This window comes from Neorhizobium turbinariae (genome assembly GCF_023223505.1).
Taxonomy (GTDB): domain Bacteria; phylum Pseudomonadota; class Alphaproteobacteria; order Rhizobiales; family Rhizobiaceae; genus Neorhizobium; species Neorhizobium turbinariae.
In genome coordinates this window covers 78196-102777 of record NZ_JALPRY010000003.1, presented here as the reverse complement: position 1 = coordinate 102777, position 24582 = coordinate 78196, and the positions used below count along the sequence as shown (strand labels likewise).

Below are 24582 nucleotides of genomic sequence, written 5' to 3'. Positions count from 1 at the left end.
GCCGGAAACGGGATCCGGCCACTCCAATGTCAGAGCGAAGTGTCAGCCACTTACTTGGCGGCCGCGACGGCTTCCGGCAGGCGCTTCAGGGCAGCTTCGGTGGTGAGCTGGCCGTTGAGGTGCTGCGTGATGACGTCGAGCATGGCTTCCTTGATGGCGGCCGGCTGGGCGTAACCATGGGCGAGCGAGCCCATCAGCGTGCCGTTGGACGAAGCTTCCGCCAGGTCCTTCATGCCCTTCTTGCCGCAGTCGTCGAACTTTTCGTCGGAGATGTCGGTACGGGCGGGCACGGAACCCTTCACCGTGTTGAAGGCGATCTGGAAGGCCGGATCTTCGACGGCGGATGCCATCTTCATCTGTGCCTTTTCAGCGTCGCCACCAACGTCGAACATCATGAACTGGTCGGCGTTGAACAGGACCGAGCCCTGCGTTCCGGGGAAGCGGATGCAGACGAAGTCGGTGCCCGGCTTCTTGTCGGCGCGCAGCCATTCGCCCTTGGACCAGTCACCCATCTGCTGGGCGCCAGCCTTGCCTTCGATGACCATGGCGGTGGAGAGGTTCCATTCGCGACCGGAGAAGTTCTGGTCGAAATAGGTGCGAAGCTTCGACATGGTGTCGAAGACCTTCTTCATCTCTTCACCCGACAGGGCAGCCGGATCGGCTTCGAGAACGGCCTTCTTGTAGAATTCCGGACCGCCGGTGGACAGAACCACGGCTTCCCAGAGCGTACCGTCCTGCCACGGAACGCCACCATGGGCGAGCGCCGTCAGGCCCTGCTCCTTGAAGGCGTCGAGCATGGCGATCAGTTCTTCGATGTTGGTCGGAACCTTGCCGCCAGCCTTGTCGAGGGCAGCCTTGTTGATCCACAGCCAGTTGGTGGAGTGAATGTTGACCGGAGCGGCAATCCAGTTGCCGTCATACTTCGAAAAGTCCTGCAGGGCAGCCGGAATGACCTTGTCCCAGCCTTCCTTCTCGGCCAGTTCGTTCAGGTTGGCGGCAACGCCCATCTCGGCCCAGTCCTTCAGGTCGAAACCGAGCAACTGGACGGCGGTCGGCGGGTCACCTGCGGTGACGCGAGCGCGAAGCGCGGTCATGGCAGCAGAACCAGCGCCGCCGGCAACCGGCATGTCCTTCCAGGTGACGCCCTGCTTCTGCAGGTTTTCCTTGAGCACGTTGAGCGCGGCAGCTTCGCCGCCAGACGTCCACCAGTGCAGGACTTCAACCTGTTCCTGGGCCTTAACGGCACCAGCCGTCATGGCGATGAGTGCCGCACCAGCGGCGAGTTTGGCAATCTTTGAAATCTTCATCAGATTCTCCCTATGTGTCCGGGCTCCTCTCCGGAACTGGCGATTTATAACGATATAAACGTTGCCGGTGTCAACCCGACTGCACAATATTCTTCCACAGGTGGGCGTAAGGCTTAAGGTTATGTTTTCCAATGGGTCTGCGGCCACCAAACGGCAGGATTTCGCATGCACTGAAAAAATAGTTGATGCATTTTCGATCATTTACAACGATACAGATTTCGAAGCTGCGGGAAAAAGAGGCAGTGGAGGGAAAGATGTCGCTGGATGACCTGGGGGAACGAGGTCGGCGGGCGAGCCGGGAGCGATCCGCCGATCGCGCCGGTGCGAAACCAACCTTGAAGACAATCGCCGAGCTGACAGGGCTCGCGGTGACCACCGTGTCACGCGCCCTGGCGGACGCGCCGCAGATCGCGCTGGAGACCCGCATGCGGGTGCGCCAGGTGGCCGAAGAGATCGGTTACATGCCGGACCGGGCAGCGCAGCGCCTGCGCACCGGGCGCACCAACGTCATCAGCCTCGTGCTCGATCCGCACGAGGAAATCCTGGGCTATGCCACCTCGATCATCGACGGCTTGAGCGAGGCGCTGCGTGGCACGCCCTACCACCTCGTCATTACGCCGCATTTTTCCGACACGCCGGCGATTGATCCGGTGCGCCATATCATGCGCAACCGCATGGCGGACGGGATCATCTTCACGCGTACGGAGCCGGCCGACGAGCGGGTCAAACTGCTGGTGGAGCATGATTTTCCGTTCATCTGCCATGGGCGCACCGAGCTTGCGACCGCGCATCCTTATGTCGACTACGACAACTACGCCTTCGCCTATCATGCGGCGCGCAGGCTGATCGCGTCCGGCGCAACCAAGCTGTCGATCATCCTGCCGCCGGACCGGTTCACCTTCGCCCAGCACATGCGCCACGGCTTCATGACCGCTGTGCGCGAGGAAGGAGTGCGGTTCGAGATTGCAAAGGACGTAACGCTCGACAGCAAGTCGGATGCAATCCGCGACTATGTCTACAAGCAGATGGCCCAGGCGGACCGGCCCGATGGGTTCATCTGTGGTGGGGAGGTTTCGGCGATGGCCGTGATGGCCTCTGCCTATGACCACGATCTCGAACTCGGCCGCGACGTGCACCTGGTGGCAAAGCAGACATCCGGCCTGTTCGACCAGGTTCGGCCGCGGGTGGAAACGATCTATGAGGATCTGTCTGAAGCCGGACTGCTGATGGGCCGGCTGCTTCTCAAACGGATCGGAGGGCCGGTGCCGGTGGGTGAACTTCAGGCACTCCAGACGCTCTGAAGTGCCTGAGGTTGTCTCTCAGTCTTCTTCGACGAAGACTTCGGCGCGCTTCTTCTTCACGCTCGGCAGGAAGACGATGACCAGCACGAGCGCCGCGCAGATCAGCAGGCCGGCGCTGATCGGGCGGTTGATGAAGGTCATCGGGTCGCCGCGCGACAGGATCATGGCGCGCCGCAGGTTTTCTTCCAGAAGCGGACCCAGCACGAAGCCGAGGAGCAGCGGTGCGGGCTCGCAACGCAGTTTCGCCAGCACGTATCCGATGAGACCGAAGAAGGCGACGGAATAGAGGTCGTAGACGTTGGAATTGACGCTGTAGACCCCGATCGCGCAGAAGGTCATGATGATCGGGAAGAGAACGTAATACGGGATCGTCAGGAGTTTCACCCAAAGCCCGATCAGCGGCAGGTTGAGCACCACGAGCATCAGGTTGCCGATCCACATGGAGGCGATGATGCCCCAGAACAGCGCTGGCTGTTCGCTTGCGACGTTCGGGCCCGGCACGATGCCCTGGATGATCATTGCGCCGATCATCAAGGCCATGACCGGGTTTGCCGGGATGCCGAGGGTAAGAAGCGGAATGAACGAGGTCTGGGCGCCGGCGTTGTTGGCCGATTCCGGACCCGCGACACCTGCCACCGCTCCCTTGCCGAACTCTTCCGGATGATCCGAGATCTTCTTCTCGACCGTGTAGGAGGCGAAGGACGCAAGGATGGCGCCGCCGCCCGGCAGAATGCCGAGGACCGAGCCGATCGCCGTGCCGCGCAGCACGGGCGCGATCATTGCCCTGAAATCTTCCTTCGATGGAAGAAGGCCGGTAACCTTGGCCATCAGGATCGAGCGGGTCTTTTCGCTTTCAAGGTTTCGCAGGATTTCGGCGATACCGAAGACGCCCACCGCGACCGCCACGAAATTCAGGCCGTCGGCATATTCGCGCACACCCAGCGTGAAACGCGGCGTGCCGGTGTAGATGTCGGTGCCGACGAGGCCGAGCAGAAGCCCGAGCGCCACCATGGCCAAGGCCTTGACGATCGAGCCGTGCGCCAGCGCAATGGAGGAAACGAGGCCGACGACCATCAGCGAGAAGTATTCGGCGGCGCCAAACTTGAGCGCGACTTCCGTCAGCGGCGGCGCAAAGATTGCCACCAGGAAGGTCGAAACCGTGCCGGCGAAGAAGGAGCCGATGGCGGCAATCGCAAGCGCTGAGCCCGCCTTGCCCTTGCGGGCCATCTGGTAACCGTCGATGGCGGTCACCGCGGACGAGGATTCGCCAGGCATGTTGATGAGGATTGCCGTCGTCGAGCCGCCATACTGGGCACCGTAATAGATGCCGGCAAGCATGATGAGCGAGGAGACCGGCTCCAGTTGGAAGGTGATCGGCAACAGCATGGCGATCGTCGCCGTGGCGCCGATGCCCGGAAGCACGCCGATCAGCGTACCAAGGATGACGCCGATCAGGCAGAAGAACAGGTTTTCAATGGAAGACGCTGTGGCAAAGCCGAGCGCGAGATTGTTGAAAAGATCCATGGCTCAATAATCCTAAAAGCCGAGCCAGGGCCCGAATGCGCGGAACGGCAGGTTAAGGCCGTAAACGAAGACGAGCAGCGAGAAGATCGTCAGACCGGCAGAGAGCAGCACTGCATAAAGCGGCGTCATGCGCTGCGACGCGAAGGACGCGAACAAGGCAGTCAGGAAGATCGAGGGCACGAAGCCCATGCCGCGCAGGATCAGGCCGAAGATGATCGGTGCCGGCAGGATGAAAAGCATGCCGCGGATGGCGATCGGGCCGATCGGCTCTCCTTCGGCGCGGAACGCCTGGACGAGGATGATCGCACCGAACAATATCAGGGCACAGGCAAGAATGAAGGGGAAATAGCCGGGGCCCATGCGCAATGCTGTTCCAAGCTCAAGGTCTAGCGATTCCAAGGCAAAGAAGATGCCCGTGGCGATGAGCAGCAACCCGCAAAGAAGGTTGGCCATGTCAAATCGAAGGGAATTCATGTTGTCTCCCGGGAGTGTGGAGAGGGTATCGGAACCTGCCCTGATCCAACTGCCGCGACGATGAAGGCCGGTCGCAAGAGATGGGCAAGGCAGGCCCCCTCCCCGCAGCCGGGGAGAGGGTCAGGGTGGAGTATTTTAAGGTCGCTTAGTCGGCGTACTGGCCGGCAGCTTCGATCACCGGCTTCCAGCGAGCGATTTCGCTTTCAAGCTTTGCCTTCAGCGCCTCCGGGGTGGCATCGCTTTCCGGCGACGGCGCGGTGCCGAGTTCTGCAAAGCGCGTCGACACGTTGTTGTCCTTGAGCGCGACCTTGAGGGCTTCGCTCAGCTTGTCGACAGCTTCCTTCGGCGTGCCCTTCGGCGCATAAACGCCGTGCCAGATGCCAACTTCCATCTGCGGCAGGCCGGCCTCCTTGACGGTCGGCAGGTCCTTGAGGATCTCGAGCCGCTCCGGCGAGGTCACGGCGTAAGCCTTAACGGTGCCGCCCTGGATCTGCTTGGTGGTGTTGGTCGTCTGGTCGCACATGATGTCGACCTGGCCGCCGAGAAGATCGGTCATGGCCGGGCCCGTGCCCTTGTAGGGAACGGTGACGAGAGGCGTCTCGATGGCGCTCATGAACAGCATGCCGCAAAGATGCGAGGCAGCGCCAATGCCGGCGTTGGCAACGGTGACCTTGTCCTTGTTGGCCTTGGCATATTCGATGAGGCCGGCAAGGTCGTTGGCTTCCATGTCCTTGCGAGCCAGCAGCGTCATCGGAACTTCGGTGACGAGACCGACATATTCGAAGGCGTTCAGCGTCTCATAAGGCAGCTTGCGGTACAGCGTGTCGCTGGTCGCCATGCCGATATGGTGCAGGAGAACGGTGTAGCCGTCGGCGTCCGCATTGGCGACGCGAGCCGCACCGAGCGTACCGCCGGCGCCACCGACGTTTTCGACCACGATCTGCTGGCCAAGCGTCTTCGACATGGATTCCGCCACCAGGCGGGCAACGGTATCCGTTGGACCGCCAGCGGCGAACGGAACGACCATGGTGATCTGGCGCTCGGGATAACCGGCGGCCTGAGCAATGGTGGAAACAAGGGAAACGGCAGCAAGTGCAGTCGCGCCAAGGACGGCGTTCAGAATTTTCATCGGTTCCTCCAAGATGAAATCACGGCTCAGCCGACGCCAAGTCTCCTCCGGCGCCAGCCTCGGCCCCATTTGCGGCGAGCGCGAAACAGCAGGCAACCGCAGCGCGAACCTTCGGCAGCAATTTGTTAAGGTTTAAAGCAGCGGCATGGGTGGATTCAGAAACAACACGAGCAATCGATGTGTGGATTTCCACCCATTGACAGTATCAGCGCCTGCGGATCAAACGTCCCGTTCATCCTGCAGAAGTGTATCGAAACCCAACATCTTCTTGTCGAGCCCGTATTTCTGCATCTTCTCGTAGAGCGTCTTGCGCGAGATGCCGAGTGACTCATAGACGGGCTTGAGCGCCCCGCCATGCGCAGCGATCTCGCCGGCAATCAGGCTCCTCTCGAAGGCGGCGACCTTGTCGGCGAGCCGCCCTGCCCCTTCCTTGGGCACCGCGGGTTGATCCCCCGGCCCCATGTCGAGCCCCAGCACCAGACGGTCTGCGGCATTGCGCAGTTCGCGGACATTGCCCGGCCAGTCGCGATGGGCGACGGCGGAAATGATCTCGGCGGACACATCCGCGTCTTCGCGACCGTAGCGGGCTGCCGCTTCGCGCACCAGTTGGAGAAACAGCAGCGGAATATCCGGTCGACGCTGCGCCAGCGAGGGCACGTGGATGGTCGCCACATTCAGCCGGTAGAAGAGATCGGCACGGAAGCGGCCTGCGGCCACCTCGGCCTCAAGATCCACCTTGCTGGTCGCAATGAACCGGACATCCAGAGGCACGCTTTCGTTGGAGCCGAGCCGGGTGATCACCCTCTCCTGCAGCACGCGCAGGAACTTCGCCTGCAGGTCGAACGGCATGGAGCCGATCTCGTCGAGCAGGATCGTGCCGCCGCGGCCATGTTCGAACTTGCCGAAACGCGGTCGCAATGCGCCCGGGAAAGCCCCGGCCTCGTGCCCGAACAATTCGCTCTCGATCAGGTTTTCCGGAAGGGCGGCGCAATTGATGGCGATGAACGGCCGGTTGGCGCGTGGGCTGATATCGTGCAGCGCGCGGGCCACGACCTCCTTGCCGGCGCCGGTTGGCCCAATGACCAGAGTATCCGCATCGGCAGCACCGATCGCACGGATGCGGTAGCGCAGGTCGACCATCACCTGGGTACGGCCTGGAAGGCGCGTTTCGAGATCGTCGCGCTTGCCGGCAACGGCCCGCAGCCTGCGGTTTTCCAGGATCAGGCCGCGCCGATCGAGCGCACGGCGAATAATGCCGGCGAGATGCTGCGGCGTGAACGGTTTTTCGAGGAAGTCATAGGCGCCCTCGCGCATGGCTTTGACCGCCAGTTGCACGTCGCCATGACCCGTCACCAGGATCACCGGAAGCTCCGGGTCCAGCTCGCGGATCTTCTGCATCAGCGTCATGCCATCCATGCCCGGCATGCGAATGTCGCTGACGACCACGCCGTCGAAACCGAAGCCGGCAAGCTCGAGTACATGATCGGCATTGGAGAAGGTCTGGACATCGAGGCCGAAGAGTTCGAGCGCCTGCGCCGTCGAGCGACGCAGTTCCTCCTCGTCATCGACTAAGAGAACCCGCTGCGTATTCACTCTGCTGCCTCCAGAAGATTGTCGTCAGCGACATCCAGCTCAATCAAGAACACCGCGCCGCCCTCCGGATGATCGGCGACAGAAAGGCTGCCCCCGAAATCCTTGACGATGTTGTAGGAGATAGAAAGACCGAGCCCCAGCCCCTTGCCGACGCCCTTTGTCGTGAAGAAGGGATCGAAGATGCGCTCATGGATGGCCGATGGCACGCCGGGCCCGCGGTCGCGCACCGACAACACGACCTTGTTGCCGTTTGCGCTGGCGGTGAAGGTGATGCGACGGTCTTCCAGGCCCTCCACGGCGTCGGCCGCATTGGTGATGATGTTGACCAGCACCTGCTGCAGCCGCACCGCCCCCGCCTTCACCGCCGGTACGCCGCGTGCAATCTCGGTTTCAAGCTTCGCATCGGCTGCCTTGAGGCGGGCGTCAACAATCTCAAGCGTATCGCGCAGCACATCGGCGACCGACACAGGACCGAGCTTCTCGTTCGGCTTGCGGGCGAAGTTGCGCAGGTGCTTGCTGATCGACGCCATTCGGTCGATCAGGGCCGAGATGCGGCGAAGATTGTCGCTCGCCTCCTCAATGCGCCCGCGGTCGATCAGGACGCTGGTGGTTTCGGCATAGGTTTTTACGGCCGCGAGCGGCTGGTTGAGCTCATGCGAGAGCGCCGCCGACATCTGCCCAAGCCCCGCAAGCTTGCCGGCCTGGATGAGATCGGCCTGAGTTTGGCGCAACCGCTGCTCCGTCAGGCGGCGCTCGGCAATCTCTTCCTTGATCCGGCTGTTGACCCGCGCCAGATCTGCGGTGCGTTCCACGACCCGGCGCTCCAGCTCGTTGCGCGCTTCCGCCTGCAACTGCATGCGCTCGGCGAGCCGCATGCGACGCTGCAAAACGATCGCGATCGCAAGACCCGCAAGGCACAGCGTCAGGATGACGGCGATAACCGTGGTATTGGCCTGGATGCGCACGGGCGCAGTGTTCATCAGCACGTTTACCGTCCAGCCCGCTTCCGGCATCGGCTGCGAGAGGATCAGGTATTCCTGCTCCTTGCCCTCGTCCCTGATCTTCACGACATCATGGCCGGCATAGGTACCGGGCTGGAACGGCAGTTCCCGAAGCTTGGCATCAGCATACCGCCGCGAGGCTTCGGTGCGGGCAATGCGCTCCGGCGTCAGCGGATTGATGCTGGAATAGAGCCATTCCGGACTGCCGGTCATGAAGATGATGCCTTCCGGATCCGACACGAAGATCCGGTCATCCGTGCCCTTCCAGCTGTCTTCGATCAGATCGATATCAACCTTGAAGACGATGACGCCGCGGATCACCCCGTCGACCAGTATCGGCGAGCCGAAATAGTAACCGCGCTTCGAGGATGTGGTGCCGAGCGCATAAAAGCGCGACTGCCGGCCTTGTGCGGCATCCTGGAAATAGGGGCGGTAGATGAAGTTCTCGCCGATGAAGGAAACGGGCGAGTCATAGTTGCTGGCGGCAATCGTCTGCCCGTCCATCGTCATCACATAGATGTCCGAGGAGGTCAGCAGCGCGTTGATCTCCTTCAGATAGGCGTTGGTGCGGGCGCGCAGGCCCTCGTTCTTCGGGTCGAAAACAAGCGCCTCGATGTTGTTCTGGCTGGCGATCAGCGCAGGAAGCGCCTCGTAGCGCTTCAGGTGCCCGTCAAGCGCCGCAACGGCAAGCCGAAGCGTCGTGGCGGCCTGGGTGGTCGCCTCCTTCATGTAGATGCGCCCAACCACCGCGCTGCCCTTGAACGTCAAGGCCAGACCGATCGCAAGGGCTATCGCCAGCGCCAGCAGCAGACGCAACTTCAATTGGTGAGGCTCCTTCCCGACCGTTCTTCGTGCTCCATTTTAGAAGCTTGCGTTGATGAAGGCCATCGAATCTTGGCGAAGCACACAACCGGCGGCGGTGCCGGCAGGCTTGACTTGGCGGCAGATCAGGCATTCGATCCAGCAATCGCCGCCAGAGTGCGATCCGCGCTCAACCGTGGGAGTGTCTCGTGATCTACCTGCTTGCACTTCTGATCGGCGTGGTTGCCGGTCTTCGCGCCATGACGGCGCCCGCAGCAATTGCCTGGGCAGCCTATCTCGGCTGGCTTGATCTTTCCGGCTCCTGGCTTGCCTTTCTCGGCTCCGTCTGGGCCGTCGGCATCCTCACCATGTTGGCGCTGGCCGAGCTGGTGACGGACCAGCTTGCATCCACCCCAAGCCGCACCGTTCCTCCGCAGCTTGCCGCCCGGCTCATCATGGGCGCACTGACCGGTGCGGCAATCGGCATCCCCTACGGCGCCTGGATCGGCTGCCTCATCGCCGGCGTCATCGGCGCGACAATCGGCACCTATGGCGGGGCGGCGGGGCGTGCCCGGCTGGCGGCGAGCTTCGGCAAGGATCCGCCGGCCGCATTCTTCGAGGATGCCATCGCCATCATCGGCGCCTATCTCATCGTCTCTGCCCTACCCACCATGACGGCTGTCACATGAAGAACTTCGACGCGATCATCATCGGTGCCGGCCAGGCCGGACCACCGCTCGCCGGCCGCTTCAACGATGCCGGCAAGACGGTTGCCATCATCGAGCGCAAGCATGTCGGCGGGACCTGCGTGAACACCGGCTGCAAACCCACGAAGACACTGGTGGCGAGCGCCTATGCCGCCCATCTGGCGCGCCGCAGCCGGGACTACGGCATCGTGCTCGACAGCCCGGTGAAGGTCGACATGCCGGCGGTGATGCGCCGGTCGCACAAGGTCACGCTCGACTCGCGCCAGAGCAACGAAAGCTGGCTGGACGGCATGCCGAACTGCACCTTGATCCGCGGCCACGCGCGCTTTGAAGCCAAGAACACGGTGCGCGTCGGCGATGAACGGCTCACCGCACCGCAGATCTTCCTCAATGTCGGCGGCCGGGCGATCATCCCCGATTTCCCGGGCATCCATGACGTACCCTACATGACCAACAGCGACATCGTGGTGCTCGACCGGGTGCCGGAGCACCTGGTGGTGATCGGCGGCAGCTATATCGGGCTTGAATTTGCGCAGATGTACCGCCGTTTCGGGGCGCAGGTGACGGTGATCGAGAAGGGGCCGCGGCTTGTCTCGCGCGAGGACGAGGACATTTCGGAGGCGATCCGGAGCATCCTGGAAGCGGAAGGCATTACCATCCGCACTGGCGCCGATGACATCCGTTTCCGCAAGCACGGTGATGGCGTGGCCGTCCATGTCAGCGCCGGCACGCCAGACGTGATCGGCTCGGACATCCTGCTCGCCGTCGGTCGCCGTCCGAACACCGATGACCTTGATCTCGATAAGGCGGGCATCGAGACGGATGACCGCGGCCATATCAAGGTTGATGATTACCTCTCCACCAATGTCCCCGGCATCTGGGCGCTCGGCGACTGCAACGGCAAGGGCGCCTTCACCCACACCGCCTATAACGACTTTGAGATCGCCGCCGCCAACCTCTTCGATGGTGAGGAACGCAAGGTATCCGACCGGGTGCTCGGTTATGCACTCTACATAGATCCGCCGCTCGGGCGCGTTGGCATGAGCGAGACCCAGGCGCGAAAGGCCGGCAGGAAGGTGCTGGTCGGGACACGGCCGATGGAGCGCGTCGGCCGCGCCGTCGAGAAAGGCGAGACGCAGGGCTTCATGAAGATCGTTGCAGATGCTGATACGCGCGAAATCCTCGGTGCGGCAATTCTCGGCACAGGAGGCGACGAGTCGATCCACGGCGTGCTCGACATGATGAATGCCGGCGCGACATACGACCAGTTGCGCTGGGCCGTGCCCATCCATCCGACGGTCTCGGAGCTCTGGCCGACGGTGATCCTCGGCATGCAGCCCGCCTGACATCGCGTTAACAGGTCCTCCAGCCATTCCCGGTAGAAGTGATAGGGACCAACGACTGTGGTGGACGACATGTGTGGTTTCGCAGGCTTCGTAGGAGAGACATGGGGCACGGAGCGGTCGGCAGCGCTCCTTTCTGCCATGGGGCATGCCATTGCCCACCGGGGCCCCGACGGTCAAGGCACGTTCGCCGCTCCGGGTGTCGGCCTTTCGCATGTACGGTTGTCGATCGTCGGGCTGTCCGACGGGCACCAGCCGATGACGGATCCGAGTGGCCGTTTCACGATCGCCTTCAACGGCGAGATCTTCAACTACGTGGAGCTTCGCGAGGAGCTGAAGTCGCGTGGCGTTGTCTTCCGGACGGGCAGCGATACCGAAGTGCTGCTGCAGCTTTACGCGACCTATGGCGAGGCCTGCCTGCAGCGGCTCAACGGCGATTTTGCCTTTGCCATCTGGGACGGGCTGGCGCGTCGGCTGATCCTGGCGCGTGACCGGATGGGCGTGCGGCCGCTGTTCTATACACAACACGCTGGTGTTCTTTATTTCGGCTCCGAGGTGAAGGCGCTGCTGGCGCTACCGGGGGTCGAGGCGGAACTGGATCCCATCGCGCTCGACCAGATCTTCACCCTCTGGGCGCCGATCGCGCCGCGCACTGCCTTCAGGAACATTTCTGAGCTGGAGCCCGGCCAGTTGATGATCTGCGAGGGCAAGCGCACCGAGCTTCGTTCCTACTGGACGCTCGATTATCCGGATGCCGACCACGCCTATGATCCCAAGCCTAAAGAAGAAGAGCTGAGGGCGCTCCTCACCGATGCCGTGCGAATCCGGATGCGGGCCGATGTGCCGGTTGGCGCCTACCTGTCCGGCGGGCTCGACTCGTCGCTGATCACGGCGCTCGCAGCGCCCATGGCGCCGACGGGGCTCAATACATTCTCGGTCACCTTCGACAGCGCCGAACACGATGAAAGCGCCTTCCAAATGGAGGTGGCGCGGGCGCTCGGCACCCGTCACCACGCCGTTGCCTGCGGCCCCGACGACATTGCGGAAAACTTCGCCGCTGTGATCCGCGCCGCCGAGCAACCGGTGCTGCGCACGGCACCTGCTCCGCTTTACCTGCTGGCCGGGCTGGTGAAATCCAGCGGCATGAAGGTGGTGCTGACCGGCGAGGGCGCCGATGAGATATTCGCCGGCTACGATATCTTCCGCGAGGCGCAGATCCGCCGGTTCTGCGGCCGCCAACCAGGTTCGAAGATCAGGCCGCATCTATTTCGCAAGCTTTATCCCTACCTGCCGGGCCTGAAACAACAGTCCGCGGAGTATCTATCGGCTTTCTTCGGGGTGGGTGGAGATGGTCAGGATGACCCGCTGTTTTCCCACCGGCCACGGTTCAAATCGACTTCCGCCACCAAGATCTTCTATTCCGATGACCTGCGCGCCACTCTCAAAGGTTATGATGCGGCGGAAGACCTTGCCGCTCGCCTGCCAGACAATTTCCGTCGCTGGCACCCGCTGCATCAGGCGCAATATCCCGAAGCGCGCTTCCTGCTGCCTGGCTATATCCTGTCGAGCCAGGGCGACCGCGTGGCCATGGCGCATGGCGTTGAAGGGCGCTTCCCTTTCCTTGACCACCGACTGGTGGAGTTCGCAAACGCGCTCTCGCCGCACACCAAGCTGAATGGATTGAAGGAAAAGCACATCCTGCGACAGGTCGCGAGGGACGTACTGCCGCAGTCGATCAGCAGTCGGGCGAAGCAGCCGTATCGGGCACCCGACAGCCGTTCCTTCGTCGGCAATGGCGAGCGTGCCTATGTTGCCCACCTCTTGGGCGAACAGGCCATTTCAGCCGGCGGACTCTTCGATGCGCGTGCCGTCGCAAGATTGCACGCCAAGTGCCGCAGCCAGACGGTCTCCGGCTTCCGCGACAACGCTGCCTTCGTCGGCATTCTCTCCACCCAACTGTGGCTGGAGGCTTTCGCCTCCCAGCGTCCGCAAGCGATGCCATCCGCCCCATCCACCGCGGTTGGCTAATTAACAAGGATCAAAACGCCATCCTGCTTGTTGGGTCCATGTTGAAGAAACAAGGAGATAAGTCGTGGCGAACGCAAGCTCGAAGAACATGGGTGCCGGCAACCAGGGCAAGGGTGATGGGACCGGTGCCATGACCGACATCGACAAGGACCTTGTGCCGGAAAACATGGTCCTGTCGAACCGTGACAAGGCGCAGCACTCGCAGGAACGCGGGCTGGACAGCAAGACGATCCAGAACGAACAGTTCCACGACAACGAGGCAAACCAGTTGAAGTCGTAGCAGATCTTCACGACTAGGTGAGAAGCGGGCGTTCGGAGCCCCGATAGCAGCGTTATCAGGCCTTCCCCGCTTGCACTGAGGTGGGGAAGGCGTAGGCTTACCCCATCGCCGGAACTTTCACGGCACAACGGCGACTGGAAGACGACAAGCGCTTTCGCCTCGTTATGGGGGCAGAAACGATGTATCCGACAGCTTCAACAAATACTTTCGAGCCCAGCGAACTGGCGTTCCTGCAGCGCCTGTTCAAGGATGCCCGCGCATCCCGCGGGATCGCAGGCGACAGCCTCGACGAGGATGATCTCGCCGCCCGTATTATCGAACTTTACCAGCAGGGCGTTCGCGATGAGCAATGCCTGCATTCCCGTTTGGGCTCGGGCCTGACTTCAAGATAACCATACCGCCAGCCGCGCTTTTGTTCCTACGGCTGGCGATCCCTTACCGCTTGGCCATCAGGTCGCGCTCGTCGCGCATCAGGAAGATGCGCGTGGTAGCGTCGAGATTGGCCGCGAGCCAGTCGGCCATGGCAATCTCTTCCGCGAGGATGCGCTCCAGGATCGCCTTGGCCGCCTGTTCATCGAGTTCGTCGGCGGCGGCGATCAGCATGCGATAGTGCCCGATCTCGAGATGTTCGAAGGCGTAGCTGGCAACGGCGCCACGGACCACCTCGTCATTGGTCAGCATGCTGCCGACGTTACGTGTCTTGGCCGCGAGCTTGGCGGCAACTTCCTTCAGCACCAGCACGCCGCTCGAGGCGGAAAATGTCTCAATGAGTTCCTTGATGGCCTGTTCATGGCCGCGCGTTTCTTCCAGGTGCCGCAGGATGCGCTCCTTCAGGTCCGGATAGCTTTCGATGCGCCGCGCCTGGTCCGTCAGCATGGTGATTGCCTGCTCCTCCATGGCATGGGCTGCGCGAAGCCAGGCCAGGAAATTGTCTCGGGCATGTGTCATGCGCCTCTCCTCATCTTCATCCGCAGGAGCGGACAGTTCAGGCGCCACTTCAACCCCAAACCAGCACGCAGGGTTCCTCCCACGTGTGAGGGAACCAACGCATGCGGCGCGGGATTGACCCTCCATGATGCCAGTGCGCCTCGTCCCGGGAACATAGGGTGCCGCGCGCCGGTTTGTAGAACAACGAGGAGTTTTGCGATGACACCAGATCCTCAGGAACCGGGCGAAGTTCCGACGATGCCGCCACCGATCTGGACACCGGATCCGCCGATCAACGAGCCCGAGCCCGATCGGCTGCCGGATGAGGATCCGATCCCGAACCCGGACGAAAACCCCAACCCGCCGGTCTACACCCCACCGGCGGCCTGAGAGGAAACGGAGCACGCTGCAGGGCAGCCATGCCCGCGCTTGGAACAATTTGCAAAATTGATGCGTTGACCGGCCATTTCGTGGCGAGGTGGCGTAGGTGCAGTTTACGACGAATTCTAAGGTCCAGGATGGGCGACTGGAGCCGATCATCCGGCCCGGGCGAAATGCATTCGGAAGCGCAAAGGCCGAAAAGGTCGCCTTCCTGATCGACGGTGATGAATATTTCCGCAGGCTCGACCAGGTGCTGCGTCAGGCCGAACGTTCGATCTTCATCGTCGGCTGGGACTTCAATCCCGGCATCCGCCTGAGGCCGAAGGAAGAAGGCAGCGAAACGCTCGGCATGCTTCTTCGCAGCCTTGTCGAGGAAAAGCCGGGACTGGAAGTGCGCATCCTCGTCTGGGGCATGGGTCCGGTTTATTCCGGCAAGAGCCTCAAGATGTTCGGCAAGATGGAGTGGAGCGACCATCCGCGCATCCGGCTGGAGTTTGATTTCGAACATCCCCTGCGGGCGAGCCATCACCAGAAAATCGTGGCGATTGATGATCGCACCGCCTTTCTTGGCGGCATCGACCTGACCGCGCGGCGGTGGGACGACCGCTCACATGCTGTCGTTAATCCCACCCGCTGCTCTCCCGACGGCACCTGCTACGGCCCGGTGCATGACATGCAAACCATCGTGACCGGTGACATCGCCAAGCTGATCGGTGACGTGACCCGGCGGCGTTGGAAGAAAGCGACCAAGGAGCCGGTGCAGCCGGTAGAGACATCAGCAAACGATGCGCCATGGCCTGAGGATCTCCCGCCTGCGCTTTTGAACTGCAAGGCAGGGCTGGCGCTGACCGAACCCTGGAAATGGAAGGGTCGTCGAGGCCATCGCGAGGCGATCCGCCTGACGCATGATGCGCTGAAGGCGGCCCGCCGTCATCTTTACATCGAAACCCAGTATCTTGCCTCCTTCGGCGTAGCGCACACATTGGCGCGCCAACTCAAGAAGGCGACCGGGCCCGAAGTGGTGGTGATCGTCACCCGGGAGTCGCACGGCTTCCTGGAGAAGCTGATGATGGGCAACAACCGCACCCGGCTGATCCGTCGCCTGATGCGCGCCGACCGCTACAACCGCCTGCGCATCTTCTACGCGACCGTGCCGGACGAGACCGGCAACGACCGCGAGATCATCGTGCATTCCAAGCTGATCATCGTTGACGACCGTTTCGTCCGCGTCGGTTCCTCGAACCTGAACAACCGATCGGAAGGGCTGGACACGGAGGCCGACCTTGCGGTCGAGACCATAGACCCGAACGGTCGCGAGGCGATCGTGGCGCTGCGCAGCGACCTGCTGGCGGAGCATCTCGATGCCGATCCGGCCGAGGTAGACAGGATCATCCGCGAAACGGGCTCGATGATCGCCGCCGTGGATCAGCTGAACGTCAAGCCGCGTGGCCTGCGCGCCTTTGATGTCGATGCCCATAAGGGTGAGGTCAGCTCGCTTCCGGGAACGGGAATCATGGATCCGAAGCAGCCGTTCTGGCCGATTCCCGAGATCCGTTCGGGTGCGCGACGTCTGTTCGGTCGGCTCTTCCACCGGCTGTCACATCACCGTCTGCTGTGAATAACGGCCGCCGCGATGACGATGGTAGGCCTCGCTGGCAATCAGCGTCGGGATGCCGACGAGCAGCGGGATGAAGAAATAAAGCACGCGAAACGCAACCAGCGCGCCGATGGCAGCCGTCGTCGGCAAGATGTTGAGCATCGTCGCTTCCAGCACGCCAAGCCCGCCCGGAACATGGCTCACCAGCGCCGCGATGTTGGCGGTTACATAAGCGGTCGCGACATCCATGTAGCTGGCACTGGTGAAACCGGCGAGAAGCTGGTGGATACAGGCCGCCACGCAGGCGAAGTTGAGCGTGCCAATGCCGATCTGTCCGAGCGCAATCGTCAGTCTCGGCGGCTCGAATCGCCAATTCCACAGCCGCAGCGGCCGGCGGATAGTGGCGCAGACCAGCAGGTAGACGGCTGGACCGGCAAGGCAGACGAGCCCGGCGGCAATGCGGCCGACGAGATCGAGGCCAAGCAGGTTTTCCTTCTCGCTCGGCTGCAGGATGAGCGCGAGGCCCGCGAGCGTCAGCAGGCCGAGCCCGACCGTGACGCCACAGAACAGGATGATCTTGGCGATCTGTTCGCCGCTCAGACCCCAACGCGAGTAAAAGCGATAACGGACGGCGCCGCTGCTCAGCGCCGCGAAGCCGAGGTTATGGCCGACCGACAAGGCGGTGAAGGAGGCGAGCGCCGTCTGCCGATAGGCCAGCGACTTTCCGACATAACGCGCCGCAAGCGTGTCGAAGCCGGTCAGGCAGAGATAGGACAGCACGACGAAGCCGAAGGCAGAGAGCAGGCGCCATCGGGAAATCGACATCACCGATTCCTCGATCTCATCAAGGGTATAGCGGCCGAGGCTGCGATAGATGAGCAAGGCGGCCAGGCAGATCACGACGCCAACAAAGACCTTCAGGATGTGGTGTCTGGTGATCATGGCCCCTCTCTTGCACAAAGTTCCAAGAGCGGAACGAAAAGCCGCCAAACGGGTTCCCTGCGCTATGAATAAGCCCCTTGCAGCCCCAGATACCCCGCCCGCATCGCCACCGCTTGTCGCAAGAACGCGCCTGAAGGTGCTGAGCTACAACGTGCATAGCTGCATCGGCACCGACCGGAAGCTTGATCCGGAACGCATCGCGGAAGTCATTGCCGAGGTGAACCCGGACATCATCGGCTTGCAGGAACTGGACGTCGGCCGCATGCGCACGGCGGGCGTCGACCAGGCGCACACGATCGCGTCGCTCCTCAAGATGGAGTTCCACTTTCACCCGGCACTGCGGGTGCAGGAGGAGCATTATGGCGACGCGATCCTGACCGCACTTCCGGCCCGTCTTATCAAGGCGGGCGACCTGCGCTCCACCGGCGAGCAACGCGGCGCGTTATGGGTCGAGGTGGATGTTGGCGACAAGAAGCTGCAGGTGTTCAACACACACCTTGGCTTGCGGGGCGCCGATAGGCTGAATCAGATCGGCGAACTGCTCGGGCCTTCCTGGATCAACCATCCGGATGCGGCTGGCAAGCCGCGCATCCTGATCGGCGACTTCAACTCCCCGCCGATCACCGCCACCCACAAGGCGATTGCCCGCCAGCTTACGGACGCGCAACGCAAGACGAACGGCCGCAATGCCGCCACCTATCCCTCGCGCTTTCCGTTCATGAAGATCGACCACATATTTGTCTCGGACGGAGTGGACGCGGTTGAAACGACTGTCGTCTCGACACCGCTGGCGCGTCGCGCCTCAGACCACCTGCCCCTACTCGCCACGGTGGACGTCTGACCGGGCACGACGCGCCATATCCTCGCGTGCCAGCTTCAGAAGCCGGATGACCTCCTGGTCATCGACCTGGTCGAAGTCGTCGTAGAAGAGGCTGACGCCATCAAGCCGCTCCGGTGTGGCAAGGCACGTCACCTGTTCCACCTCCTGGCTAAGCAGTTCGACGACAGCGGCGGGCGCAACTGGTACGGCGACATGGATGCTGGACACGCCGATCTCCCTCAGCCGTGCGATGGCGGCGCGTATCGACACGCCATTCGCGACGCCATCATCGACAAGCACGATTGGGCGTCCGGCATGATCCGGCGTCTTGTCGGCATCCTCGCCGAGATACATCCGGCGGCGGCGGTCGATCTCCGCGAGCTGGCGGTCGCGTTCGGCCGCGATATAGCCCGGTGGTAGCTGGAATTGCCGCGCGGCTTCCTCGCTCACCACCACATGCGGCTCGCGCCCATGGACGACGGCGCCGATGCCGATTTCCGGATGCCCCGGCGCACCAATCTTTCGGACGATCAGGACATGCAGCGGCGCGGCAAGCCGCTGCGCTATCTCGAAGCCCACGGGCACGCCGCCACGCGGCAGGGCCACCACCACCGGGTCATGGAGGTCGCTGGCCAGAAGCGCTTCTGCGAGCTGTCGTCCGGCATCTGCTCGATTGGAAAAAGTAGAGCGTTGCGCAAGCATGTCATCCTCCCAGACCCGCCGGTCATGTCATTCGGTCATCGAAATCAGACCTGCAACGTCGACACCCGGGGCGGGTTCGTCAACCTTTGGGAGGAAGACCGGGTTCCACACCCGGCCCTCGGTTTCGGATCCGGCGGCTTAGCCGCGACCGTTGTTGTGTTCGCTTTCCTGGTTGTGCCCGCGAATGATCGATGGGTCATCGTTCATCGAGACGTCTGCGGCACGCATGTCCAGGTTGTCGCCGCGACGGAAGGCGTCACGCGCCTCGTCGCTGCGCTTCAGATCAGTTTCAGCATCGAAATCCTTGCCGGCATTGGCCGTGTTGACCTGCTTTTCAAGGATCGCGCGCTGTTGCTGGTGGGTCTTGGTGCCCTGCAGGTTCTTGTCGACTTGCATGGAAAAACCTCCTTTGGCTTATTTGTTGGCGCGGCCGCGCTGGTCGGGATCAACGCCACCGAAGCGATTGGTGTCGTTTGCGACATCACCTTCCTCAGTGTTTTCGCCTGCGATCGCTTCATCTCCGGTAAAGCGGTTCAGGCCCTTCGACTGGCCGATACCGGGGTCATTGCGCAGGTCGGCATCGCTCGGCGTGTGCGTCTTGAAGTGCTTGGACGTGGACATCATGGTCCTCCTTGGCTCTGGTTCTGTCACGCGAGGTGACGCGCGACCTCAGTGCTTCGTGCGGGACACGAATTTGTTGAAGCGGCTCGTCTTGCCGGCTTCGGTCTCTTCCTGGAAAAGGAATGCCAGCTTGTTTTCGTCAAAGATCGAGAAGAAGTCGTCCCATTCGATTTCTTCCAGCGAGTCTTCCGGCTTGCCAAAATCGACGCGTAAAAGGCCACCTTCGCCGGCGCCCTTGACGCGAGCCGGATGGCCGCCACGCTCTTCAATCCATTGGCGAATCTGCTTGTGATCGGTGGTTTCGACTGCCTTGCTCATGGCCGGTTCTCCTTTCCTCGTGTGAAAGCAGAACCGGAACACCATGCTTATGTTCCACGATTTACGCGGCGCCTTTGACGCAAATCTGCCAAGTTTCGTTGGAACAAAACTCACGAACTCGTGTTCAAGCCGTGTCGCACGCGTGACCTCCATACGTACGACAGCGTCATAAGTACCCTCCCCAACTGGCGCTTCCCTGCCCGGGAAGCGCCGTTCTTTTATCGATCATCGACGCGTCAACGCGATGAGATAACGCGTGGCTTCGGGCGTCGGATTGAAGAACACGCAGTCGGCCGGCGGGCCGAGCATCAGGCAATCGCCCTGCCCCAGGTGATGAAGCGCCGCCCCCTCATGGAAATCGAGTTTCCCTTCTAGAACCCAAATCTGCTGTTGCTGGAAGGCAAAGGCGGCCGCCGGATAAGGCACCCGCACGCCCGGCGGCAGGACCACCTCGAGAAGCTCGACCAGCGCGTTGGGAGGCGAGACCGCGCGGCGTGTATAACCAGTCTCCGGGTCGGTCCAGATGGGCTGCTCGGCAGAGAAGCTGAGGCGTTGCTCCTGCCGTTCCGCCAGCGCCAGCAGCACGGACAGCGGCAGCCCGAACGCGCCGGACAGGCGGCCAAGCACGGTGGCGGTCGGGCTCGCCTCCATCCGCTCGATCTTGCTGATCATCGCCTTCGAGACGCCGGATCGCTCGCCGAGCTCCGCCAGCGACCAGCCGCGCTGTTCCCGCTCCAGCTTTAGCCGGGCGGCGATGGCATGAACTGGATCCGGATCTGCTGACATCCCGCTTGCCTTCCCTTGATCGTCTTATATAGTAGACGACGTAGTCATATAAGAAACATTCCGAATCTTCAACGGCAAGGATCAAGGGGACAGCATGGCACGCGAAATCCGGTTCAACGCCTTCGACATGAACACGGTCGGCCATATCCAGCAAGGCCTTTGGGCGCATCCGCGCGACCAGTCGCATCGTTATGCGGAGCTTCATTACTGGACCGATTACGCGAGAAAACTCGAGGCCGGGCTGTTCGACGGCATCTTCCTGGCCGATGTTGTCGGCGTCAACGATGTCTATGGCGGCAGAGCCGATGCGGCGGTGCGGGGTGCGGTGCAACTGCCGGTCAATGATCCGATGATGATCGTGCCGGCGATGGCCGGGGTGACGCAGCACCTTGCTTTCGGCATCACCGTCAACCTCACCTACGAGCCGCCCTTCCTGTTTGCGCGGCGCATGTCCACCCTTGACCACCTCACCGGCGGTCGGATCGGCTGGAACATCGTCACCGGTTATCTCGACAGCGCCGCCAAGGCGATCGGGCTCGATGGCATCGCTGCCCACGACGACCGATACGACCTCGCCGACGAATATATGGAGATCATGTACCGGCTGTGGGAAGGCAGCTGGGAAGATGACGCGGTGCTCTTCGACCGCGCCAACCGGATTTATGCGGACGCAGCCAAGGTCCACAAGATCAACCATGAGGGGAAGCAGTACCGGCTGGACGCGATGCATCTGTGCGCACCCTCGCCGCAGCGCACCCCGGTGCTCTACCAAGCCGGTTCATCGACCCGCGGGCGCCAGTTCGCCGCCACCCATGCCGAATGTGTTTTCGTCAACGGCCAGAAGGTCGAGGGGGTGAAGGCGATTGTCGACGATATCCGCAGCCGCGCCGTGAGCTACGGCCGGAACGAGGATGACCTCCAAGTCTTCGTCGGCGCGACGATCGTTACCGGCCGAACCGAAAAGGAAGCGCGCGAAAAATTCGAGGATTATCGCGCCTATGCAAGTTCCGAAGGCGCGCTCGTGCATGCGGCGGCCTCGCTCGGTATTGATTTTTCCAAATACGATCTCGACGAGCCGATCGAGACCGGCAAGAGTTCCGCGATCGTCTCGAATGTCGAGGCGATGACCCGCACCGCCGGACCGCAATGGACAAAGCGCAAGCTCCTGGAGCAGATGGTGCTCGGTAGCCGCCAGGCGCCGATGGTCGGCTCTGCAGAACAGATCGCCGACAAGCTGGCGGCGTGGATGGATGAGGCCGGCGTCGACGGCTTCAACCTGTCGCGCACTGTGGTGCCGGAATGTTTCGACAACATCATCGAACTGGTGATCCCGATCCTGCAGGAGCGCGGGCTCTACAAGACCGCTTACAGCGACGGGACCCTGCGCGAAAAGCTGTTTGGCACGCCACGGCTGGCAGACCGGCACATTGCGGCGAAGTATCGGACCGCGAGATGACGCGGTGGTGCGAGAGATGAAGGCGACCGCACAAGGCGCCCCTGCCCCATACCGCTGGCGGATGCTGGCGGTGCTGTGCGTGGCGGTCGTGCTGTCGTTTTCGACATGGTTCTCCGCCAATGCCGTCGCGCCGGAACTGATCCGGGCATGGTCGCTGAGCGAAGCCCAGGCGGCATGGCTGACCAACGGCGTACAGATTGGTTTCGTGATCGGCGCGCTCGCGGCGAGTTTTTTCAACCTGCCCGACCTCGTGCGCATGAACCGTCTGATGGCAGGCTCCGGCCTGCTGGCAGCGCTGTCCAATGCCGCGATGCTGCTGGAGCCCGACCCCGCGGGCGCCATCTTCTTCCGCGTCATCACCGGCTTTGCGCTTGCCGGTGTCTACCCGCCGGCGCTGAAGCTCGTCTCGACCTGGTTCATTTCCGGCCGCGGGCTGGCACTCGCCGGCGTGATTGGCGCGATCACTGCGGGATCCTCGCTGCCGCATCTCTTCCGTGGCATGTCATCGCTGGTCGACTGGCGATATGTACTGCTGCTCTCGAGCGTGGCGGCACTGGCAAGCTCGCTTGTCTTCCTCCTCTGGACGCGCGAAGGCCCCTATCCATTCGGCAAGGCGGTGTTTGATCCGCGCCAGATCGGCCGGGTGCTAAAGGACCGCGACCTCTTGCTCGTCAACGGCGGGTACCTTGGCCACATGTGGGAGCTTTATGCGATGTGGGCGTGGCTGCTGGCTTACCTGACGGCAGCCCTCGACACCAACGGCACGGGCCTCAGCGCGCAGGCATCGCTGCTTACCTTCATTGCCGTCGCCTCCGGTGTGTTCGGCTGTTTTGCGGGCGGTATCCTGTCCGACCGTTTCGGCCGCACCGCCACCACGGCGGGCATGATGATCGTTTCAGGCACTTGCGCTTTGCTGATCGGCTTTGTCTTCGACGGCCCATTCTGGCTGCTGGCGCTGGTGGTGATCATCTGGGGCGTTTCGATCATCGGCGATTCCGCGCAGTTTTCCGCCGCCGTTACTGAGCTTGCCGACCGCAGCTATATCGGCACGGCGCTGTCACTGCAGATGGGCATGGGTTTTGCGCTCACCATCCTGATGATCTGGGCGCTGCCGCACCTGGCATCACTCTTCGGCGGCTGGCGATGGACTTTCGCGGTTCTGGCGATCGGCCCGGCATTTGGCGCCGCCGCCATGCTGCTTTTGAGAACGAGGCCGGAAGCCAGACGGCTCGCCGGCGGCAAGCGCTGAGCGGTTGTTACCCGTTTGCCCTTGGGTTTGCTCCGCGCATTAGCATTTGCTAGAGCCTGCGGTGATTTTGAGCCGAAGGAACCATCATGCGCTATGCCTCGATCACCGACCGTCTCGCCCATCTCGGCTCCGGCCGATGGGCGCTTCACCTGACTGCACGGCGCATGAAGGCGGCGGGCGATGACATCATCGAGCTGACCATCGGCGAGCCGGATGTTGCCCCGGACAAGGCGCTGCTCGATGAGGCAGCGCGTGCCATGTATGCCGGGCGCACGCGTTATTCCAACGGCCGTGGCGAGCCACCGGTGCTGCAGGCGCTGGTCGATAAATATTCGACGCGCCGGCCGGGCGTCACCGAGCGCAACTTCCTGTGCTTTCCCGGCACCCAGACGGCTCTTTATGGCGTGATGACCGGGCTGGTGGAAGCCGGCGACGGCGTGCTGGTGGGCGATCCGTTATATGCGACCTACGAGGGCGTCATCGCCTCCACGGGCGCGCACATGATCCCCGTGCCGCTGCGGCCGGAAAAGAAGTTCCACCTGCAGGCCGAAGACCTGGAGCGGGCAATCACCCCCGAAGCCCGCGTGCTGCTGCTCAACACGCCACATAACCCGACAGGGGCCGTGCTGACGGCACCCGAGATCACCGCGATCGGCGAGATTTGCCGCAAGCACGACCTCTGGATCGTTTGCGACGAGGTCTACGAGCAGTTGATCTTCGAAGGCATCGGCTTCGCATCACCTTTCGACATGCCGGAACTGGCGGAACGCACGATCGTCGTTTCCTCCATCTCCAAGTCGCATGCCGCACCGGGTTTCCGCAGCGGCTGGGCCGCCGGTCCGGAGGAATTCTGCGAGAAGTTGTTGCCGGTTTCCGAGACCATGCTGTTCGGCGTGCAGCCCTTCATCGCCGACATGACGGCGATGGCGCTGTCCGAACAGTTCGATACGGCGGACGTGATGCGGGAGAACTATCGCCGTCGCGCGGCGATCGTCGAGAAGGCCTTCACCGGCAGCAATCTGGTGAAGCCGATGCCGCCCGAAGGTGGCATGTTCATCCTTCTCGATGTCACCGCGACCGGCCTCAACGGCGAGGAGTTTGCCTGGGAACTGCTGCGCGAGGAGAAGGTGGCGGTCATGCCCGGCACCTCCTTCGGTGACCAGGCGGCAGGCTTCCTGCGCATTTCGCTGACCGTGCCGGACGATGTGCTGGCAACGGCGATGGCTCGGGTTGGCGAGCTTGCGGGCCGTATCGCGACCCGCAACGCCGAAGCGCCGCTGCACGTTCGCTAAGCG

Annotated in this window: 25 protein-coding genes; 12 read left to right on the top strand and 13 right to left on the bottom strand. The window is 62.4% G+C overall.

The window, feature by feature from the left end:
* Positions 1-50: 50 nt before the first annotated feature.
* Positions 51-1307 (bottom strand): ABC transporter substrate-binding protein, encoded by a 1257-nt coding sequence (locus M0654_RS02605; protein ID WP_390919465.1) that lies wholly within the window; start codon positions 1305-1307, stop codon positions 51-53.
* 254 nt (positions 1308-1561) lie between these two features.
* On the opposite strand from M0654_RS02605, the gene M0654_RS02600 reads away from it, so the two are divergent.
* On the top strand, positions 1562-2608 hold the full coding sequence (locus M0654_RS02600) for a LacI family transcriptional regulator (protein WP_248681709.1): 1047 nt from the start codon (positions 1562-1564) through the stop codon (positions 2606-2608).
* A gap of 18 nt (positions 2609-2626) precedes the next feature.
* Here M0654_RS02600 and M0654_RS02595 read toward each other — a convergent pair whose 3' ends face one another.
* From M0654_RS02595 to M0654_RS02575, 5 genes are all read right to left on the bottom strand, one after another.
* On the bottom strand, positions 2627-4132 hold the full coding sequence (locus M0654_RS02595) for a tripartite tricarboxylate transporter permease (RefSeq protein ID WP_248681708.1): 1506 nt from the start codon (positions 4130-4132) through the stop codon (positions 2627-2629).
* A 12-nt stretch (positions 4133-4144) separates the two neighbouring features.
* Positions 4145-4606 (bottom strand): tripartite tricarboxylate transporter TctB family protein, encoded by a 462-nt coding sequence (locus M0654_RS02590; RefSeq protein ID WP_248681707.1) that lies wholly within the window; start codon positions 4604-4606, stop codon positions 4145-4147.
* A 145-nt stretch (positions 4607-4751) separates the two neighbouring features.
* Entirely contained in the window at positions 4752-5735 is a 984-nt protein-coding gene (locus tag M0654_RS02585; protein ID WP_118850599.1) for a tripartite tricarboxylate transporter substrate-binding protein, read from the bottom strand.
* Between the two features lie 219 nt (positions 5736-5954).
* Positions 5955-7328 carry a sigma-54-dependent transcriptional regulator gene (locus M0654_RS02580; RefSeq protein ID WP_248681706.1) on the bottom strand — a complete coding sequence of 458 codons (1374 nt, stop codon included), beginning with the start codon at positions 7326-7328 and terminating at the stop codon, positions 5955-5957.
* A complete protein-coding gene (locus M0654_RS02575) occupies positions 7325-9151 on the bottom strand; it encodes a sensor histidine kinase (RefSeq protein ID WP_390919462.1) in 1827 nt (608 codons plus the stop codon). The genes M0654_RS02580 and M0654_RS02575 overlap by 4 nt, the downstream gene beginning before the upstream one ends.
* Positions 9152-9339: 188 nt before the next feature.
* Here M0654_RS02575 and M0654_RS02570 point away from each other — a divergent pair, with 188 nt between their 5' ends.
* From M0654_RS02570 to M0654_RS02550, 5 genes are all read left to right on the top strand, one after another.
* The gene (locus M0654_RS02570; protein ID WP_248681705.1) at positions 9340-9819 is read left to right on the top strand and encodes a DUF4126 family protein; all 480 of its coding nucleotides are present in this window, start codon (positions 9340-9342) and stop codon (positions 9817-9819) included.
* The gene (locus tag M0654_RS02565; protein WP_248681704.1) at positions 9816-11183 is read left to right on the top strand and encodes an FAD-containing oxidoreductase; all 1368 of its coding nucleotides are present in this window, start codon (positions 9816-9818) and stop codon (positions 11181-11183) included. The genes M0654_RS02570 and M0654_RS02565 overlap by 4 nt, the downstream gene beginning before the upstream one ends.
* Before the next feature lie 69 nt (positions 11184-11252).
* Positions 11253-13208, top strand: a complete 1956-nt coding sequence (gene asnB / locus M0654_RS02560; RefSeq protein ID WP_248681703.1) for an asparagine synthase (glutamine-hydrolyzing) — start codon at positions 11253-11255, stop codon at positions 13206-13208.
* 64 nt (positions 13209-13272) lie between these two features.
* Positions 13273-13488 carry a hypothetical protein gene (locus M0654_RS02555; RefSeq protein ID WP_118850604.1) on the top strand — a complete coding sequence of 72 codons (216 nt, stop codon included), beginning with the start codon at positions 13273-13275 and terminating at the stop codon, positions 13486-13488.
* A gap of 179 nt (positions 13489-13667) precedes the next feature.
* Positions 13668-13880 carry a hypothetical protein gene (locus tag M0654_RS02550; protein WP_248681702.1) on the top strand — a complete coding sequence of 71 codons (213 nt, stop codon included), beginning with the start codon at positions 13668-13670 and terminating at the stop codon, positions 13878-13880.
* Positions 13881-13923: 43 nt separating this feature from the next.
* Here the strand turns inward: M0654_RS02550 and M0654_RS02545 are convergent, their stop codons facing one another.
* Positions 13924-14436 carry a ferritin-like domain-containing protein gene (locus M0654_RS02545; RefSeq protein WP_248681701.1) on the bottom strand — a complete coding sequence of 171 codons (513 nt, stop codon included), beginning with the start codon at positions 14434-14436 and terminating at the stop codon, positions 13924-13926.
* A gap of 198 nt (positions 14437-14634) precedes the next feature.
* Here M0654_RS02545 and M0654_RS02540 point away from each other — a divergent pair, with 198 nt between their 5' ends.
* A complete protein-coding gene (locus M0654_RS02540; RefSeq protein WP_248681700.1) occupies positions 14635-14805 on the top strand; it encodes a hypothetical protein in 171 nt (56 codons plus the stop codon).
* A gap of 97 nt (positions 14806-14902) precedes the next feature.
* On the top strand, positions 14903-16414 hold the full coding sequence (locus tag M0654_RS02535) for a phospholipase D-like domain-containing protein (RefSeq protein ID WP_248681699.1): 1512 nt from the start codon (positions 14903-14905) through the stop codon (positions 16412-16414).
* Here the strand turns inward: M0654_RS02535 and M0654_RS02530 are convergent.
* Positions 16394-17335: a lysylphosphatidylglycerol synthase domain-containing protein gene (locus M0654_RS02530; protein WP_248681698.1), complete on the bottom strand. Its 942-nt coding sequence runs from the start codon at positions 17333-17335 to the stop codon at positions 16394-16396. The two genes, M0654_RS02535 and M0654_RS02530, sit on opposite strands and share 21 nt — an antisense overlap.
* Before the next feature lie 64 nt (positions 17336-17399).
* Between M0654_RS02530 and M0654_RS02525 the strand changes: the two genes are divergently transcribed.
* Entirely contained in the window at positions 17400-18176 is a 777-nt protein-coding gene (locus M0654_RS02525; protein ID WP_248681697.1) for an endonuclease/exonuclease/phosphatase family protein, read from the top strand.
* On the opposite strand, the gene M0654_RS02520 is transcribed toward M0654_RS02525, so the two are convergent.
* The 5 genes from M0654_RS02520 to M0654_RS02500 all read right to left on the bottom strand — a co-directional run bounded on the left by M0654_RS02520 (position 18153) and on the right by M0654_RS02500 (position 20582).
* The gene (locus M0654_RS02520) at positions 18153-18857 is read right to left on the bottom strand and encodes a phosphoribosyltransferase (RefSeq protein WP_248681696.1); all 705 of its coding nucleotides are present in this window, start codon (positions 18855-18857) and stop codon (positions 18153-18155) included. The genes M0654_RS02525 and M0654_RS02520 overlap by 24 nt on opposite strands.
* A 138-nt stretch (positions 18858-18995) precedes the next feature.
* Positions 18996-19253: a hypothetical protein gene (locus M0654_RS02515; protein WP_390919457.1), complete on the bottom strand. Its 258-nt coding sequence runs from the start codon at positions 19251-19253 to the stop codon at positions 18996-18998.
* A gap of 18 nt (positions 19254-19271) precedes the next feature.
* A complete protein-coding gene (locus M0654_RS02510) occupies positions 19272-19478 on the bottom strand; it encodes a hypothetical protein (RefSeq protein ID WP_248681695.1) in 207 nt (68 codons plus the stop codon).
* A 48-nt stretch (positions 19479-19526) separates the two neighbouring features.
* Complete coding sequence (locus M0654_RS02505; protein ID WP_118850611.1) at positions 19527-19796, bottom strand: hypothetical protein; 270 nt, start codon at positions 19794-19796, stop codon at positions 19527-19529.
* 225 nt (positions 19797-20021) lie between these two features.
* Positions 20022-20582: a helix-turn-helix domain-containing protein gene (locus M0654_RS02500; protein ID WP_248681694.1), complete on the bottom strand. Its 561-nt coding sequence runs from the start codon at positions 20580-20582 to the stop codon at positions 20022-20024.
* 94 nt (positions 20583-20676) lie between these two features.
* On the opposite strand from M0654_RS02500, the gene M0654_RS02495 reads away from it, so the two are divergent.
* The 3 genes from M0654_RS02495 (at position 20677) to M0654_RS02485 (ending at position 24579) form a co-directional block, all read left to right on the top strand.
* Entirely contained in the window at positions 20677-22038 is a 1362-nt protein-coding gene (locus M0654_RS02495) for an LLM class flavin-dependent oxidoreductase (protein ID WP_248681693.1), read from the top strand.
* Between the two features lie 16 nt (positions 22039-22054).
* The gene (locus M0654_RS02490; protein WP_248681692.1) at positions 22055-23287 is read left to right on the top strand and encodes an MFS transporter; all 1233 of its coding nucleotides are present in this window, start codon (positions 22055-22057) and stop codon (positions 23285-23287) included.
* Between the two features lie 86 nt (positions 23288-23373).
* On the top strand, positions 23374-24579 hold the full coding sequence (locus M0654_RS02485; protein WP_248681691.1) for a pyridoxal phosphate-dependent aminotransferase: 1206 nt from the start codon (positions 23374-23376) through the stop codon (positions 24577-24579).
* The last annotated feature ends 3 nt before the right edge of the window (positions 24580-24582 follow it).